We start from the raw sequence: 16,540 nt of genomic DNA, 5'->3' as shown, positions 1-16,540 counted from the left end.
TTTGCGGCCCGCAACCAGTTCGCCATAATGTTCGGCGAGCGCTTCGACGCTTGAGTATCTGAAACCGCATGGACCGGGCCAGATACACAAAGTTCAGGACACTCCCAGGAAAGGCTGCAACCTTCCTTCAGTCCGCATATACAGCATATGCGTTATGCTTCATATTGTCAATATGCGAAGTATCGTCTATTACACGTATATGGCAAAAGAAGTAGCATACCCTGTCAAGAAGTTGGTGAACCTGACTGAGGAGCAGGGCCGGAGGATTGCCGACTTTCGATTCGAGAACCGGATTCCTTCGGAGAACGAAGCCATAAGGCAACTGATCGAACTTGGACTGAGCGCGACAACAAAAAATTAGGTATCATGGGGGACCGTCCTGATAGCAGTGGGGTGAGACACCCCGATGAACTGACTGTTGTTTGAGGGTATTGGTTTGGGCAAGCGATTTCAGGCGCCGCATCCAGGCGAGGAGCGCCTGCCCGATCAGAAAGCGCCTGCCATTTCGCATCGATTTCGATCCCGATGAGATTCTAATCTGGAAGTCTCTCGGCAGCCGACCCAGAAAGCAGGCAATGGCCTGCAAGGCGGCTTAGCTTGGCGTCGCGGAGCACTATTCTTAAGATATCGAAGATCATGATCGAGTATCAGCCGAGCCCTTGCCCGGCTCTACTACTCCCGGATCTCGTCCAGAACAGCATCGGTAACGCGGCTGATCAGGTCGGAGAGATCGAACAGAGGCGTCTGGATATCCCGACCTGTCAACTCGACAGCGTAGAAGCCAACCCCGTTCCTCTGCGGTTTAACAGGCCGCTGAATTAGTCGGAGAACCGGAATGGTTTCCTGTCTTAGCGACTGATGAGGATCATGCTCGGGTCCTTCGGCGCTCGAAAACATGGGTGCCTGGTGCCCCGTCTGGTGGTCATACCCCCAGCAGCCGGGGGAGCCGGGCCAAGTTATTGGCGGCCATTGTCAGGATGAAGCGGGACCTCACCCGTTCAACGCCACGATAGACGGTCTGGGCCATGCAGCCCACGGTCTTGGCCCAGCCGAAAGGCTCCTCGATCCGCTTGCGATGCTTGATGGAGAGGGCATAGGCTTTATGCCGTGTGGTGCGTCCATCGATTGCCGAATGCCGCGCTTTCTGGGCGACATGCGGGGTAACGCAGGCCCGACGCAGATCGGCCACGAAGCCAGCGGCATCATAGGCCTTGTCCGCGCCCAGCGTCAGTTTCCGGGTCGAGCCTGGTGAATGACGATGCAACATATCCATTGCGGCCTTCCGTTCGGCATGGCCATCGGCCTGGGTCAGGTCGCCTTGGACAACCAGCCCGTGGCGGTTCTCCATCAAGGCATGCCCCATGAAGCAGAGCATTGCGCCGGTGCCAGGCGATTTCTTGTAGAGCCGGGCCTCCGGGTCGGTCGTGGAGGCATGGGTCGCGTTGGAGCGCTCTTCGCCCTTGAAGTCGACCTCGGCATTTCGGCTGCGATGGGTGGAGCGGGGCATCGGGGCAGTCTCAGGGTTGGTCTCGGCGGTTTGATCGTCGGGAGTGTCACCGTAGGTGGGCGGCCCGTCGGGGTCCTCGTCGTCGGGCGACGTGCCCTCAGCCTTGGGCTTGAAGCTTTTCATCGACGCCCAGGCCTTGATAAGGGTGCCGTCGACCGAGAAGTGATCATCCGACAAGAGTGGCGCCACTTCGCGATGGCCCAGGATCGCCGCCATGACTTTGCGCGACATCTCGGTCGTCAGCAGCCGGTCGCGGTTCTTCGAGAACACGGTTGGCACCCAAACCGCGTCATCGACGCCAAGGCCGACAAACCACCGGAACAGCAGGTTATACTGCATCTGCTCCATCAGCTGCCGCTCGGAGCGGATCGAGAACAGGACCTGGATCAGGCTGGCCCGGATCAGCCGCTCCGGTGCGATCGAAGGGCGGCCGAAATCAACATAAAGACGGTCGAATTCATCATCGAGGCTGGCCAGCGCATCGTTCACGACCTGTCGGATCTTGCGCAACGGGTGTCGCGCAGGGATGCGGTCCTCAAGATCGACATAGCTGAACAGCGACCCACTCGTCTCATCCGTGCCCCGCATGATCACCCCCGCCGTCATTTTATCGGCGATGAATCATGTTCTTCATTCGGCGTCGAGGCCAGACTATTTCAGTAGCGTGTTAGAACCTCACTCTCGGTTGGGCCTATCAACGCTTCTGATTTGGTTGGGAACCATGGAGCGACCGCGGATCAGGTGCGCTCGCCCCATCGTGCTCAGTAAGGGCTGTCCGGGAAATAGAACTCCTCGGCGTTTTCCTTGGTGATCAGCGGGCTATCCAGCACATAGCGCCCCCGGATTGGCGATTGGGTGGCATAGCGCATCGCTGTGACCTCGATCGCCGGTGCGATCAGGGTCGGCGGATAGAAGATGTCGGCGTCGATCAGCGCATCGCCGTCCATGATCATCTTGATCACCCGGTTCATCCCCGACCCCCCCAGCAGCACCATGCTTTCTTGCCGCCCCGCCTGTTCGATCGCGGCGCGGGCGCCAAGCGCCGCGTCGTCGTCGCCCGCCCAGACACCGTCGATCTCGGGGAAGCGGGTCAGATAGTCCTGCATCACCTCGAATGCCTTGTCAGGGTTCCAGTTGGCATATTGCATGTCGAGGACCTCGATCCCCGAGCCCTCCAGCACCTGCTGGAAAGCCTCGATTCGGATGTTGTCGATGGCCGTGGGGATGCCGCGCATCACTACGATCTTGCCGCCGTCAGGGAACTTTTCCTTGAAATACTCGGCCGCCACGACCCCGTATTGGGGGTTGTTGCCGCCGACATAAAGATCCTCGACGCCTTCTTCGGACAGCCCGCGATCTACGGCGGTGATGAAGATGCCGCGTTCCTTGGCGGCCTTCACCGGTTCGGTCAGCGGATCGCTTTCCATCGGCAAGATCACCAGCGCGTCGATCTGCTGGGCGATCAGATCCTCGACATTGTTGACCTGCGTTTGCACGTCGCCAGCGGTGGTCAGAACGAATTCGATCTGCGGGAAGGCTTCCTGCATCGCGTTGATCGTGCGTTCGGTGTGGAAGTTGAGCCCCCCGGTCCAGCCATGCGTGGCGGCGGGAATGGCGATGCCGATCTTGGCGGTCTTCTCCTGCGCGGCGACGGGAAGGGCGGTGGACAGCGCAAGCCCGGCAGCGCCGAGGGCCAGTATCAGGCGACGAGTCAGTTTCATGGTCTTTCCTCCTCTTGGTTTATCGGGACGTGCCGCGGCGTTGCAGGAAGACGGCGATCACGATGATCGCCCCCTGGAAGGCGCCGTTCAGATGCGGGCTGACGAAGCTGGTCAGGTTCAGGATGTTGGCGACAAGGCCGAGGATCAGGACGCCCGCGACCGTGCCCCAGACGCGGCCATAGCCCCCAGCCAATGCGGTGCCGCCGATGATGACGGCGGCAATGGCCTCAAGCTCCCACAGCATACCGGTCGAGGGTGTCACGGCGCCGAGGCGGGGAATATAGATCAGCGTCGCAAGCCCGACGCACAATCCTTGCAGCGCATAGGTCGCGATGCGCACCCGGTCCACGTGAATGGCGGAATGGCGTGCGACCTCGGCGTTGGAACCGATGGCGGTGACATGGCGTCCGAAGCGCAGGCGGGTCATGGCGATTTCGCCCAGAATGGCCAGTGCGGCGAAGATCAGCACCGGCACCGGAATGCCCAGGACGGTGCCATAGTAGAGCGGACGACCGACGCCCCGAAGCGCGAAATCCAGCGAGATCGAGCCGCCATCCGACAGCCAGGTGATCAGCGAGCGCATGATCCCCATCGTGCCAAGCGTGACGATGAAGGCGTCGATGCGCCCCCAGACCACCAGCCCGCCATTCACCAGCCCCGCAGCGCCGCCGAAGGCGAAAGCCAGAGCCAGGCCAAGCATCAGCGCCCCGACGGCGCCCAGGGTGGGCAGCATCGCATTCATGCACAGGATCGACAGTCCGGCCACCAGCGCCGCCATGGCGCCGACCGACAGGTCCAGCCCGCGCGCGGTGATGACGAAGGTCGCGCCGACGGCGATGATGCCGATGACCGAGGACCGGGTCAGCACATTCAGCAGGTTTTCCGAGGTCAGGAAGGTGGGGCTCAGCAGACTGCCCGCCAGAAACAGCAGCAACAGCGCCAGCAAGGGGCCCATCCGGCCCAGAGAGTTGCCTATCATGTCGGAACGTCCTGTGTCTGAAGCCCAAGCGCGAGATCCAGAATTTCGCGCTCGGTCGGTCGGTTGCCTGCGGGTGGCGCTACGATCCCGGCGACGCGTCCGCGATCCAGCACCAGGATCCGGTGCGCCAGGCCAATCAGTTCCGGCAGCTCGGACGAGATCACGATCACCGCCTTGCCCTGCGCGGCCAGACCCGCGATCACCTGATAGATCTGCATCTTCGCGCCGATATCGACGCCGCGCGTGGGTTCGTCCAGGATCACCACATCGGGGTCGGGCGCCAGCGTCTTGGCGATCAGCACCTTCTGCTGGTTGCCGCCGGAAAGCTGGCCGACCGCGATTTTCGACGAGGCGGCGCGAATGGAATAGCGGGCCTGTGCCTCGGCATAGCTGCGGGCGTCGTCGGCCCGGTCGATCACCGCGCCGCCCGTCAGGGCGCCGACGGTCAGGCTTGTGTTCATCTCAAGGTTCTCGGCCAGCAGCAGCCCGCGCGCCTTGCGATCCTCGGTCAGATAGGCGATGCCAAGGCGCCATGCCTCGACCGCATCGGGCAGGGGGCGGTCCTTGCCGCGCAGGGTGAAGCGCCGCGCGGTGGCGGCGCGCAGGCCTGCCAGCCCCTCGACCATCTCGGTCCGGCCTGCCCCGACCAGCCCGGCGATGCCCAGAATCTCGCCCGGCGCGACGCTGAAGGACGCATCCTGCACGGGCGGGCCGAAGTCACGCGGCACGGACAGGCCCTCGACGGCGAGGATCGGGGCGGCGGTCGGACGCGGCGCCGGCGGCGGGAACAGATCCTCCATCTCGCGCCCGATCATGGCCGAGGCGATGTCGTGCTCGGAAAGCCCGGCGGCGGACCGGTCCAGCGTGATCGCCCCATCGCGCAGCACCGCCACCCGGTCCGAGATTGCCCGCACCTCCTCCAGCCGGTGCGAGGTGAAAACGACCGAGCCGCCTTCCGCCGCAAAGGCGCGGATGCGGGTGAACAGCGCCTCGGTCTCACGCGCGCCCAGGACGGCGGTGGGTTCATCCATCAACAGCAACCGGGGCCGGGCGGCGAATGCCTTGGCCAGTTCGACGATTTGCCAGCTGGACACCGGCAACCCGGCCAACCCGGCGCGCGGATCAATGTCGGAATTCAGCAGCCGCAGCGCGTCGCGGGCGGCTGCACGCATGGCGCGATAATCGATCAGCCCAAGCCGTCCGGTCGGTTCATGCCCAAGCAGGATGTTTTCCGCGACGCTCAGATCGGGGATCAGGGCGAATTCCTGATGCACCAGCACGATCCCGGCGGCCTCGGCCCCCTGCGGATCGGCGGGCACCGGTTGGCCCTGCCAGCGCGCCTGGCCCTGGCTTGGTGCCAGATAGCCCGCGACGATCTTCATCAATGTCGATTTTCCGGCGCCGTTCTCGCCTACCAGCGCCAGCACCTCGCCTGCGCCCAGCGTCAGGTTGATGCCGTTAAGCACCCGGTTCGGGCCGTAGGCATGAGCGATGCCATCCAGCCGAAGCGCCTCCGGCCGCTGATTCTGCTGCATGTGAAATCCTCCGCCGCAACGGAAACATCATTTCTTGATAAGATGCAATAGTTATTGCAAAGATGGAAGATCGAGGCTTTCATTGCGGCGGACAGGGGGGATTCGTCCTCGAGGGAGAGTAGAATGACAGAGACGACAAAGCTGGCGATGGGCTTCCCCGTCGCCGGCAGGAAGTTGCGCCTCGGCGTCGTGGGTGGAGGTGCTGGAGCCTTTATCGGTCAGGTCCATGCCCGCGGCGCGCGGCTGTCGGATCGCTGGCAGATCGTGGCCGGTGCGTTGTCCTCGCGCCCCGAGGTGGCGACGGCATCCGGCCGGGACTGGGGGCTGGATCCGGCGCGCACCCATACCGACTGGCGCGAGATGGCGCGGGCCGAGGCGGCGCGGCCGGATGGCATCGACGCGGTCGCGATCACCGTGCCGAACCACCTGCATTTTCCGGTTGCGATGGCCTTCATGGATGCGGGCATCGACGTGATTTCGGACAAGCCGCTGGTCAATACGCTGGATGAGGCGCGGGCGCTGATCGACAAGCAGCGTGACACCGGGCTGGTCTTCGGCGTGACCTATTCCTTCGCGGCCCATGCGATGGTGCGGCAGGCGCGGCAGATGGTGCGCGAAGGCGCCCTTGGCAGGATCACCCAGATCCATGTCGAGTATTTCCAGGAAATGGCATTGCTGCCCGCCGATGCAGCCTGGTCCGGCACGCCCTGGCGACAGGATCCGGCAAAGGTGGGGGGTGCCGCGACCACGGCGGACATCGGCACCCATGCCCATCATCTGGCCGAGTTCGTCTCAAGCCTGCGCATGACCGATCTGCGGGCCGACTTCCACAGGCTGGGCGCCGATCAGCCGCTGGAGGATACCGCTTTCATGACCTGCCGCTTCGAAGGCGGCGTGCCGGGCACGCTGCTGGTTTCGCAGGCGATGGCGGGGGCAAGCTGCGGGCTGCGCATCCGCATCTCGGGGACCGAGGGCACGCTGGAATGGGATCAGGAAAACCCGGAATACCTGCATCACCGGCCCTTCGACGCGCCGCATGTCCGCATCTCTCGCGGGCATGGCGCGGGAATGCTGTCGGATGCCGCGCGCTTCGTCCACATGCCCCGCGGCCATCCCGAGGCGCTGTCGGACGCCTGGGGCAATCTCTACGAGGAATTCGCCATCGCCATCGAGGCGCGCCGCGACGGGCGCGACTTGCCCGATGGATTGCTGGCCTATCCCGGACTTGAGGAGGGCGCTGCGGGCGTGGCCTTCATCCAGGCCGCGATCCGTTCGAACGCCGAAGGGGGCGCCTGGGTCCGCTGCGCCTTCGACGCCTGACGACACATCACCAAGAGGAGGAGAGACATGAAACGACTGATGATCCCGGCCACGTTCGCGCTGAGTGCCTTCGGGGCGCAGGCGCAGGAAATCGGCGTCGCCATGGCGCAGTTCGACAACAACTTCCTGACCATCCTGCGGCAAGGCATCGAGGAAGCCGGGGCGGCCGAAGGCGTCACCCTGCAATTCGAGGACGCACAGAACGATGTGCCCAGGCAGTTGAGCCAGATCCAGAACTTCATTTCGGCCGGTGTCGATGCGATCATCGTGGTCGCGGTGGATTCCGATGCCATCACGCAGATGGACAAGATGGCGAACGACGCGGGCATCCCGATCGTGAACATCAACCGCGAACCGCCGAACGTGGACAGCCTCGGCCCGCTGCAAGCCTTCGTCGGATCGCGAGAGGTCGATGCGGGCACGATCCAGGCGACCGAGTCCTGCCGCCTGGTGAAGGAAAAGGTCGGCGATGGCGAGGCCACGGGTGTCATTCTGGCGGGCGATCTGTTCATCCAGGCGGGCCGAGTGCGAACAGAAACCGTTCAGGAATTCGTCAAGACGCCGGAATGCGATTTCCTTCGGATCGAGGATATGCAGGTCGCGGACTGGTCGCGCAGCAAATCGTCGGACCTCGTCTCGAACTGGCTGACCGCCGGGCTGAACCCGGATGTGATCTTTGCCAACAACGACGAAATGGCCATCGGCGCGGCGCAGGCACTGAACGCCGCCGGGGTCGATCCCGACGATGTCGTCGTGGCGGGAATCGACGCGACGCCGGATGCGCTGATGGCGCTGAAGGCTGGCGACATCGACCTGACGGTATTTCAGGATGCCGCAGGGCAGGGCCGTAAGGGATTGGAAGTTGCAGCCGCCATAGCGCGGGGCGAGGAGCTGGCCGAACGTGCCGTCTATATCCCGTTCGAACTCGTGACCTCGCAAAATGTCGATGACTATCTGGCTCGTTGAGGGTCGCTAACTGCCTTCATGGATGGTGATTAGCGTAGGGGCGGGCTTCATGCCCGCCTTTTCCGATGGGAAGGATCCTGTGGAAGCATTAATTGCTGAATGCGCCATTGGCAATTTTTATTGCAATCGTGTTGCCGAACGGATAGTGTGAGTTGCAAGGCATGGGGGAATCCCCTGCCTTGTCGCGGCGGGCGGGACTGCGTTCTGCTCGACAGCGTGCAGGGGCATGGCGGGAGGTCGTCATCAGGTTGGACTATGCGTGGCGGAGCGGCAGTTCCCCACGGGCTTGATGTTGTCTTGTCGCATCCATGTCTGGGTGTTGTCCGACGCGAGATCGGGCGGACGTAACAGGAGGAGGAAAGACCGAAATGATGAAGAAAATTGCGACGGCGACTGCATTCTGCGCACTGATGGCGGGAACGGCCCAGGCCGAAACGATCGGCGTTGCCATGTCGCTGTTCGACGATAACTATCTGACCGTGCTGCGCCAGAACATCCAGCGCCATGCCGGCGATCTGGGCGTCGAGGTCCAGATGGAGGATGCGCAGGGCGATATCGCCCGTCAGCAGTCCCAGATCGAGAACTTCGTCGCCTCGGGCGTGGACGGCATCATCGTGATGCTGGTCGATGCCGATTCCGGGCAGGCGATGTCGCGTATCGCTGAACGGTCGGATGTGCCGCTGGTTTTCGTCAACATGCTTCCCGCCAATATGGACGAATTCCCCGAAAAGCAGGCTTGGGTCGGTTCGGACGAAGAACAGGCCGGCGAGTTGCAGGCGACCGAGATGTGCCGGCTGATGGGCGGCGAAGGCGATGCGGTCATCCTGATGGGACAGCTGGGCACCACCGGCCAGCGCGGCCGCACGGCGGCGGTTGAACGTGTGCTGGCATCGGACGATTGCGCTGGCATCAACGTGCTGGATTCGCAGTCGGCGAACTGGATGCGAACGCCTGCGCTGGACCTGATGACCAACTGGCTGACCTCGGGGATGCAGCCTGTCGCCGTCTTCTCGAACAATGACGAGATGGCTCTGGGCGCCATTCAGGCGCTGAAGGCCTCGGGCATTTCGATGGACGATGTGTTCGTCGGCGGCGTCGATGCTACTCAGGACGCCCTGGCGGCGGTCGAGGCCGGGGACCTGGATGTCACCGTCTATCAATCCGCAAAAGGGCAGGGGGAAGGCTCGCTGGATACCGTGCTGAAGATCGCCCGCGGCGAGGACTTCGAACAGCGTGTGGCCGTTCCGTTCGAACTGGTGACGCCCGAGAACGTCGCCGAATACAAGGAACAAAACTGATCTGGGCGGGCATCCGGCCCGCGCCGGATGCCCGGGCCTCAATACCGGGGCTGTGTCCCCGTCAGTCCTTGGGGGGAAAATGGTATCGACGAACACGCTGGAGGCGATTGACCGCTACAAGCAGAAAAGCCTGCCCTACATCCTCGAGATCGAGGGCATTCGTAAAGAATTTCCTGGCGTGGTCGCGCTGGACGATGTTCAGTTCCGGCTGCGTCCCGGTTCCGTCCACGCGCTGATGGGCGAGAACGGCGCGGGCAAATCCACGCTGATGAAGATCATCGCCGGCATCTATACGCCCGACCGCGGCACGATCCGGCTGCGCGGCGAGGAGGTTGTTCTCAAAAGCCCGCTGGACGCGCTGGAACAGGGCATCGCCATGATCCATCAGGAATTGGCGCTGATGGACTGGATGACGGTCGCCGAAAACATCTGGATCCGGCGTGAGCCGACCAATGCGCTTGGCCTGATCGACCATCGCAAGATGACCGAGATGACGCGCGAACTGTTTGTGCAGCTTAAACTGAAGATCAATCCGACAGCGCAGATCAGCACGCTGACCGTCGCGCAGCGCCAGATGGTGGAAATCGCCAAGGCGGTCAGTCACCGCTCGCAGGTGCTGATCATGGACGAACCCACCTCGGCCATCACGGAAACCGAGGTCGAGCATCTGTTCGACATCATCCGCGACGTGAAGGCGCGCGGTGTGGCGATCGTCTATATCACCCACAAGATGAACGAGCTGTTCGAGATCGCCGACGAATTCTCGGTCTTCCGCGATGGTAAATATGTCGGCACCCATGCCAGCGCCGATGTGACCCGCGACGACATCATCCGCATGATGGTCGGGCGCGAGATCACCGAGATGTTCCCCAAGGAAGAAGCCGAGATCGGCGATGTCATCCTGTCGGTCGAAAACCTGTGCCTGCCGGGCATCTTTCACAGCATCACGTTCGATTTGCGCCGGGGCGAGATCCTTGGATTGGCGGGGCTGGTCGGATCGGGCCGTTCGAACGTTGCGGAAGCTCTTTTCGGAGTGACGCCTGCCACCGAGGGCACGATCCGCATCGACGGCCGCGAGGTCAGGATCGCCTCGCCCGCCGATGCGATGCGCGAGGGCATGGCGCTTCTAACCGAGGATCGTAAGGCGACCGGCTGCTTCCTGCCGCTGACGATCCTTGAAAACATGCAGATCGCGGCCCTGCGGGACGGCCATGTCAAGTTGGGCTGCGTCGATGAACGCGGCCTGGTCAGTCTTTGCGAGGAAATGAAGGGCGCGCTTCGCATCAAAACCCCGAACCTTGAGGAGCGGATCGAGAACCTGTCGGGCGGCAACCAGCAGAAGGTGCTGATTGCGCGCTGGCTTCTGACCAAGCCGCGCATCCTGATCCTCGACGAGCCGACCCGCGGTATCGACGTAGGCGCCAAGGCGGAAATCCACCGCCTGATCTCGCGCCTGGCGCAGCAGGGCGTGGCCGTCATCATGATCTCGTCCGAATTGCCCGAGGTTCTGGGCATGTCCGACCGGATCATGGTCATGCACGAGGGCCACATGACAGGCATTCTGGACCGGGCCGAAGCCAATCAGGTGAAAATCATGGAACTGGCGGCCCGCTGAGGCCGATGCGGCGCCCGGCGCCCGAGGAGGAGGACTATTTTCATGGAAAATGTGCAGATCGAACCTGTCAAGCCGCGGCGGCGCAGCCTGCCGCAAGAACTGAACATCCTGCTGGTGCTGGTAGCCGTCGCCCTGGTCTTCGAGTTCCTAGGCTGGATTTTTCAGGGACAGAGCTTCCTGATGAATTCCCGTCGCCTGACGATCATGATCCTTCAGGTATCGGTCGTCGGCATCATTGCCATCGGCGTCACGCAGGTCATCATCACCGGCGGCATCGATCTGTCGTCCGGTTCGGTCGTCGCCATGACGGCGATGATCACCATGAGCGTGGCGCAGTCGAGCGATTTTGCACGCGCCATGTATCCGGCGCTGACCGATCTTCCGGTGATCGTGCCGCTGGCCGTGGGATTGGGGCTGGGGCTGCTTGCCGGGATGATCAACGGTGCGCTGATCGCCTGGACGGGAATCCCGCCCTTCATCGCCACGCTCGGCATGATGGTGACGGCGCGCGGCATCGCCAAGTGGTATACCAAGGGCCAGCCGATCAGCTTTCCGACCGATAGCTTCGCCGCCATCGGCTCGGGCGCATGGCCGGTCTTCATCTTCCTGGCGGTGGCGCTGATCTTTCACGTCGCGTTGCGCTATACCCGCTATGGCAAGTTCACCTATGCCATCGGCGCGAACCCGCAGGCGGCGCGCGTCTCGGGCATCAATGTGCAGCGCCATCTGGTCAAGGTTTATGCCATTGCCGGCCTGCTGGCGGGTCTGGCCGGGATCGTGACCGCTGCCCGGGCCGAGACCGCGCAGGCCGGGATGGGCATGATGTATGAGCTTGACGCCATCGCCGCGGCGGTAATCGGCGGCACCTCGTTGGCGGGCGGCCGGGGGCGGATCTTCGGCACGGTGATCGGAACGCTGATCCTCGGCCTGATGATGTCGGGCTTCACCTTCCTGCGGGTCGATGCCTTCTATCAAGAGATCGTCAAGGGCATCATCATCATCGCCGCCGTGGTGGCCGATACCTTCCGCCAGAAGGCGCGCAAGACGGCCTGACCTTCCCCAGGCCTTGGCCGGAGTCCATTGCTCCGGGCCAAGGCGATCCTGTTGCCGACGCGGTGGTAACGGACCTGGTCAGTGTCATCAGCTGGCGAGGTGGGGCCGTCTGGCGAATTTTGCGCCCGATAATGCCGGGGCGATCAGGCATTGCAGGGCTGGCCGGGGATCTATGTCCCGGTGACGGTCGGGATGCGCGGATCGTCCACATTTTGCTGCACCCGGGCCGCCACGGCCACGACCAATGCCTGTGCAAGACACATCGGCGCGGCCAGCGAACGCGAGAAGGTGTAGTCGTGCTCGGGCACCGGAAACAGCACCCGCGCCCATCGCGCCAGGGGCGACAAGGTGCTGTCCGAGATGGCGATGATGTCAATGCCCTTCTGGCCTGCTTCCTCGACCACGTTCACCACCTCGTTGGCATAGAAGCGGAACGAAACCGCCAACAATACATCGGTCGTGCGGATCGTTCGGGCCATATGAGTGGCAAGCCCGCCGCCGGGGTCCAGCAGCACGCAGCGCTTGCCCAGCATGGTCAGCACGTAACGTAAAAGTTCAACCACAGGGGATGAGCGCAACTGTCCGACCAGATAGACGATGTCTGCACGGTCCAGCAGGTCCGCGGCCAGTGCGAGATCGTCCTGAATGACCTCGTCTAGCAATTGCTGCAACGAAGCGATGTCGCGCACGACCAGATCTCGCAGAAAGCCGATCTCGGTCGGATCACCGGCGCCCTTCAATTCGCTTTCGAGCGCCTTGACCCGCGCCTCGAAGCCCGGGGCGGCGGTGGCCAGCCGCTTCTGGAACAGCGCCTGCAGTTCCTTGAAACCCTTGTAGCCCAAGGATTGCGCAAACCGCACGAAGCTGGAGGCGTGAATGCCGCACCGCTCGGCGATGGCATTGACCGAATGGACAGCGACCTCGTTGGGGTTCTGGGTCAGATAGACGGCGATGCGCTGATAGGTCTTGCTCATCTGATCGTGGCGGTCATGGATGACCCGGATCAGCTCTTCGTAGTCTTTAGGGGGGGCGTTCAGGGGCATGGCGTTCCTCCGATCGGAAGTCTGCAACAAATATTGCAAGAGGCCAAGTCCTCTCTCCGCTACTCCACCTCGACCAGCAGGTCTTTCGCGTCGATCTGTTCGCCGGGGCGGACGTGGACGGCCTTGATGGTGCCGTCGCGGTCGGCGTGAAGGCCGGTTTCCATCTTCATCGCCTCGATGGTCAGCAGCAGGTCGCCCTGGCGGATCTTGGCCCCTGCCGCCGCCGCGACCGAGGCCACGACGCCCGGCATCGGCGCGCCGACATGGCCCGCGTTCGAGGGATCGGCCTTGGGACGGGCGGCCTTGGTGCCGGTGGCCTTGCGGTTCGGCACGCGGACCTGGCGGGGCTGGCCGTTCAGTTCGAAGAAGACCTTGACCTCGCCCTTCTCGTCGGTCTCGCCGATGGTCAGGAAGCGCACCTCCAGGGTCTTGCCGGGGTCGATCTCGACGCTGATCTCGTCGCCCGGCTCCATGCCGTAGAAGAAGTTGCGCGTGGGCAGGGTGCGGACCGGGCCATAGGTCTCGTGCCGCGCCATGTAGTCGGTGAAGACCTTGGGATACATCAGGTAGCCGTTCAGATCCTCGTCGTCGATCTCGACACCCAGGTCGGCCGACAGCTTCGCGCGGGTGGCCTCGATGTCCACCGGCTCCAGATGCGCGCCGGGGCGGTCGGTGATCGGCGCCTCGCCCTTCAGCACCTTGCGCTGCAAGGCCTCGGGCCAGCCGCCGGGGGGCTGGCCCAGGTTGCCCTTCATCATGTCCACCACGCTGTCGGGGAAGCTGACCTCGGTGGCCGGGTCCAGCACCTGCGCGGGCGTCAGCCCCTGGGCCACCATCATCAGCGCCATGTCGCCCACCACCTTCGACGACGGCGTGACCTTCACGATATCGCCGAACATGCGGTTCACGTCGGCATAGGCCTGGGCCACCTCGTGCCAGCGATCCTCCAGCCCCATCGACCGGGCCTGCGCCTTGAGGTTGGTGAACTGCCCCCCCGGCATCTCGTGCAGGTAGACCTCCGATGCTGGGGATTGCAGGCCGCTTTCGAACGCGGCGTAGGTCTCGCGCACGCGCTCCCAGTAGTTGCTGATCTGGCGGATCGCCGCGATGTCGAGGCCGGTGTCGCGCTCAGTCCCCTCCAGCGCCTCGACGATGGACCCCAAGCAGGGCTGCGAGGTGCCGCCCGAGAAGGCGTCCATGGCCGCATCGACCGCGTCCACTCCCGCCTCGGCGGCCGCCAGGATCGTCGCGGCGGCCAGCCCCGACGTGTCGTGGGTGTGGAAGTGGACAGGCAGGCCCACCTCCTCCTTCAGCGCCTTGATGAGAATCCGCGCGGCGGCGGGCTTCAGCAGGCCCGCCATGTCCTTCAGCCCCAGCACATGCGCGCCGGCGGCCTTCAGGTCTTGGGCGGTCTTCACGTAATAGGCCAGGTCATACTTGGACCGATCAGGGTCCAGCATGTCGCCGGTATAGCAGACCGTGCCCTCGCAGATCTTGCCGCTGTCGATCACCGCGTCCATGGCGACGCGCATGTTCTCGACCCAGTTGAGGCTGTCGAAGACGCGGAACACGTCAACGCCGCTGTCCGCCGCCTGACGCACGAAGGACTGGACCACGTTGTCGGGATAGTTGGTGTAGCCAACGCCGTTGGACGCCCGCAGCAGCATCTGCGTCATCAGGTTGGGCATCCGCTCTCGGATGTCGCGCAGCCGCTGCCAGGGGCATTCCTGGAGGAAGCGGTAGGCCACGTCGAAGGTCGCCCCGCCCCAGCATTCGACGCTGAACAGTTGCGGCAGGTTCGCGGCGTAGGAGGGCGCCACGCGGATCATGTCGATGGACCGCATCCGGGTCGCCAGCAGCGACTGGTGGCCGTCGCGCATGGTGGTGTCGGTCATCAGCAGGCGCGTTTGCGCGGCCATCCAGTCGGCCACGGCCTGCGCGCCCTTCTCCTCCAGCAACTGCCGGGTGCCGGGCGCGGGCGGCGCTTTCGGGGCGGGCGGCACCGGCGGGCGCGCCTGGGCGGGGGGCATGGCGCGGCCTGCGGTTTCGGGATGCCCGTTCACGCTGATGTCGGCGAGATAGGTCAGGATCTTGGTGGCCCGGTCCTGGCGCTTGCCGAACTGGAACAGATCCGGCGTCGTGTCGATGAACTTGGTCGTATAGGTGTCGTCCAGGAAGGTCGGGTGCTTCAACAGGTTGATCACGAAGTCGATGTTCGTGCTGACCCCGCGCACCCGGAATTCGCGCAACGCGCGATCCATCCGCCGGATCGCCCCCTCGGGCGTCTGCGCCCAGGCCGTGACCTTGACCAACAGCGAATCGTAATAGCGGGTGATCACGCCGCCGGAATAGGCCGTGCCGCCGTCCAGGCGGATGCCGTTGCCGGTGGCGCTGCGATAGGCGGTGATCCGGCCGTAATCCGGGATGAAGTTGTTCAGCGGATCCTCGGTCGTGACGCGGCATTGCAGCGCGTGGCCCGACAGCGTGATCTTGTCCTGGCTGGGAACGCCTGTCGCCTCGGCCAGGGTCGCGCCCTCGGCGATGCGGATCTGGGACTGCACGATGTCGATGCCGGTGACCTCCTCGGTCACGGTGTGTTCGACCTGGACGCGCGGGTTCACCTCGATGAAGTAGAACCGCTGGCTGTCCATATCCATCAGGAACTCGACCGTCCCGGCGTTCTGATAGCCCACGGCGCGGCCGATCTTCAGCGCCAGCTCGCAGACCTCGGCGCGCTGTTCGTCGGTCAGATAGGGGGCCGGGGCGCGTTCGACGACCTTCTGGTTGCGGCGCTGCACGGTGCAGTCGCGTTCATACAGGTGATAAAGGCCGCCATGCGTGTCGCCCAGCAGTTGCACCTCGACATGGCGGGCGCGCAGGATCATCTTTTCCAGATAACCCTCGCCGTTGCCGAAGGCGGCCTCGGCCTCGCGGCGCCCTTCGCGGACCTTTTCGGCCAGCTCGTCCGGCCCGTTGATCGGCCGCATCCCGCGCCCGCCGCCGCCCCAGGACGCCTTGAGCATCAGCGGATAGCCGATTTCCCCGGCCTCGGCCTTGATCGCCTCGAAGTCGTCGCCCAGCACCTCGGTCGCGGGGATGACCGGCACGCCCGCCTGGATCGCCACGCGCCGCGCCGACGCCTTGTCGCCAAGTGCCCGCATGGTGTCCGCGCGCGGGCCGATGAAGGTGATCCCTGCGGCCTTGCAGGCGTCCACGAAATCGGGGTTTTCCGACAACAACCCATAGCCCGGATGGATCGCGTCCGCGCCCGATTCCTTCGCCACCCGGATGATCTCGGGGATCGAGAGGTAAGCCGCCACCGGCCCCAGCCCCTCGCCGATCCGATAGGCCTCGTCCGCCTTGAAGCGGTGCAGGCCCAGCTTGTCCTCCTCGGCATAGACGGCCACCGTCTTCTTGCCCAACTCGTTGGCCGCCCGCATCACGCGGATCGCAATCTCGCCACGGTTGGCGATCAGGATTTTCTGAAACATTCGCGCGGTCCC

11 protein-coding genes are annotated in these 16,540 nt (G+C 63.9%); 5 read left to right on the top strand and 6 right to left on the bottom strand.

Annotated features, from left to right (window positions below; all coding sequences use genetic code 11):
- Nucleotides 1-922: 922 nt before the first annotated feature.
- The 4 genes from ACTJI6_RS09405 to ACTJI6_RS09390 all read right to left on the bottom strand — a co-directional run bounded on the left by ACTJI6_RS09405 (nt 923) and on the right by ACTJI6_RS09390 (nt 5,742).
- On the bottom strand, nt 923-2,095 hold the full coding sequence (locus ACTJI6_RS09405) for an IS5 family transposase (protein WP_440800080.1): 1,173 nt from the start codon (nt 2,093-2,095) through the stop codon (nt 923-925).
- Between the two features lie 173 nt (nt 2,096-2,268).
- Nucleotides 2,269-3,228 carry a substrate-binding domain-containing protein gene (locus tag ACTJI6_RS09400; protein ID WP_440800078.1) on the bottom strand — a complete coding sequence of 320 codons (960 nt, stop codon included), beginning with the start codon at nt 3,226-3,228 and terminating at the stop codon, nt 2,269-2,271.
- Between the two features lie 19 nt (nt 3,229-3,247).
- Entirely contained in the window at nt 3,248-4,207 is a 960-nt protein-coding gene (locus ACTJI6_RS09395) for an ABC transporter permease (RefSeq protein ID WP_440800076.1), read from the bottom strand.
- Nucleotides 4,204-5,742: a sugar ABC transporter ATP-binding protein gene (locus tag ACTJI6_RS09390; protein ID WP_440800074.1), complete on the bottom strand. Its 1,539-nt coding sequence runs from the start codon at nt 5,740-5,742 to the stop codon at nt 4,204-4,206. Before ACTJI6_RS09390 ends, ACTJI6_RS09395 begins: the two co-directional genes overlap by 4 nt.
- Nucleotides 5,743-5,865: 123 nt before the next feature.
- On the opposite strand from ACTJI6_RS09390, the gene ACTJI6_RS09385 reads away from it, so the two are divergent.
- The 5 genes from ACTJI6_RS09385 (at nt 5,866) to ACTJI6_RS09365 (ending at nt 11,994) form a co-directional block, all read left to right on the top strand.
- A complete protein-coding gene (locus ACTJI6_RS09385) occupies nt 5,866-7,062 on the top strand; it encodes a Gfo/Idh/MocA family protein (protein WP_440800072.1) in 1,197 nt (398 codons plus the stop codon).
- A 27-nt stretch (nt 7,063-7,089) separates the two neighbouring features.
- On the top strand, nt 7,090-8,028 hold the full coding sequence (locus tag ACTJI6_RS09380) for a sugar ABC transporter substrate-binding protein (RefSeq protein ID WP_440800070.1): 939 nt from the start codon (nt 7,090-7,092) through the stop codon (nt 8,026-8,028).
- Between the two features lie 371 nt (nt 8,029-8,399).
- Nucleotides 8,400-9,326, top strand: a complete 927-nt coding sequence (locus tag ACTJI6_RS09375; protein WP_440800068.1) for a substrate-binding domain-containing protein — start codon at nt 8,400-8,402, stop codon at nt 9,324-9,326.
- Between the two features lie 79 nt (nt 9,327-9,405).
- A complete protein-coding gene (locus ACTJI6_RS09370) occupies nt 9,406-10,941 on the top strand; it encodes a sugar ABC transporter ATP-binding protein (protein ID WP_440800066.1) in 1,536 nt (511 codons plus the stop codon).
- A gap of 42 nt (nt 10,942-10,983) precedes the next feature.
- Entirely contained in the window at nt 10,984-11,994 is a 1,011-nt protein-coding gene (locus tag ACTJI6_RS09365; RefSeq protein ID WP_440800064.1) for an ABC transporter permease, read from the top strand.
- A 170-nt stretch (nt 11,995-12,164) separates the two neighbouring features.
- Here the strand turns inward: ACTJI6_RS09365 and ACTJI6_RS09360 are convergent, their stop codons facing one another.
- Both ACTJI6_RS09360 and pyc read right to left on the bottom strand, forming a co-directional pair.
- Nucleotides 12,165-13,037, bottom strand: coding sequence for a MurR/RpiR family transcriptional regulator (locus tag ACTJI6_RS09360; protein ID WP_440800062.1), 873 nt, complete (start codon nt 13,035-13,037; stop codon nt 12,165-12,167).
- 59 nt (nt 13,038-13,096) lie between these two features.
- Nucleotides 13,097-16,528, bottom strand: a complete 3,432-nt coding sequence (gene pyc / locus ACTJI6_RS09355; protein ID WP_440800060.1) for a pyruvate carboxylase — start codon at nt 16,526-16,528, stop codon at nt 13,097-13,099.
- Nucleotides 16,529-16,540 lie beyond the last annotated feature (12 nt).

It is taken from the genome of Paracoccus sp. 22332 (assembly GCF_052045125.1).
Lineage (GTDB): Bacteria > Pseudomonadota > Alphaproteobacteria > Rhodobacterales > Rhodobacteraceae > Paracoccus > Paracoccus haematequi_A.
The sequence above is the reverse complement of the archived record's forward strand: the minus strand, read 5'-3'. Positions and strand labels throughout refer to the sequence as shown.

Bases quoted from the DNA above. Each gene is read 5' to 3' on its own strand.
- ACTJI6_RS09405 (WP_440800080.1), bottom strand. From the start codon at position 2,095: ATGCGGGGCACGGATGAGACGAGTGGGTCGCTGTTCAGCTATGTCGAT.
- ACTJI6_RS09400 (WP_440800078.1), bottom strand. From the start codon at position 3,228: ATGAAACTGACTCGTCGCCTGATACTGGCCCTCGGCGCTGCCGGGCTT.
- ACTJI6_RS09395 (WP_440800076.1), bottom strand. From the start codon at position 4,207: ATGATAGGCAACTCTCTGGGCCGGATGGGCCCCTTGCTGGCGCTGTTG.
- ACTJI6_RS09390 (WP_440800074.1), bottom strand. From the start codon at position 5,742: ATGCAGCAGAATCAGCGGCCGGAGGCGCTTCGGCTGGATGGCATCGCT.
- ACTJI6_RS09385 (WP_440800072.1), top strand. From the start codon at position 5,866: ATGACAGAGACGACAAAGCTGGCGATGGGCTTCCCCGTCGCCGGCAGG.
- ACTJI6_RS09380 (WP_440800070.1), top strand. From the start codon at position 7,090: ATGAAACGACTGATGATCCCGGCCACGTTCGCGCTGAGTGCCTTCGGG.
- ACTJI6_RS09375 (WP_440800068.1), top strand. From the start codon at position 8,400: ATGAAGAAAATTGCGACGGCGACTGCATTCTGCGCACTGATGGCGGGA.
- ACTJI6_RS09370 (WP_440800066.1), top strand. From the start codon at position 9,406: ATGGTATCGACGAACACGCTGGAGGCGATTGACCGCTACAAGCAGAAA.
- ACTJI6_RS09365 (WP_440800064.1), top strand. From the start codon at position 10,984: ATGGAAAATGTGCAGATCGAACCTGTCAAGCCGCGGCGGCGCAGCCTG.
- ACTJI6_RS09360 (WP_440800062.1), bottom strand. From the start codon at position 13,037: ATGCCCCTGAACGCCCCCCCTAAAGACTACGAAGAGCTGATCCGGGTC.
- pyc (WP_440800060.1), bottom strand. From the start codon at position 16,528: ATGTTTCAGAAAATCCTGATCGCCAACCGTGGCGAGATTGCGATCCGC.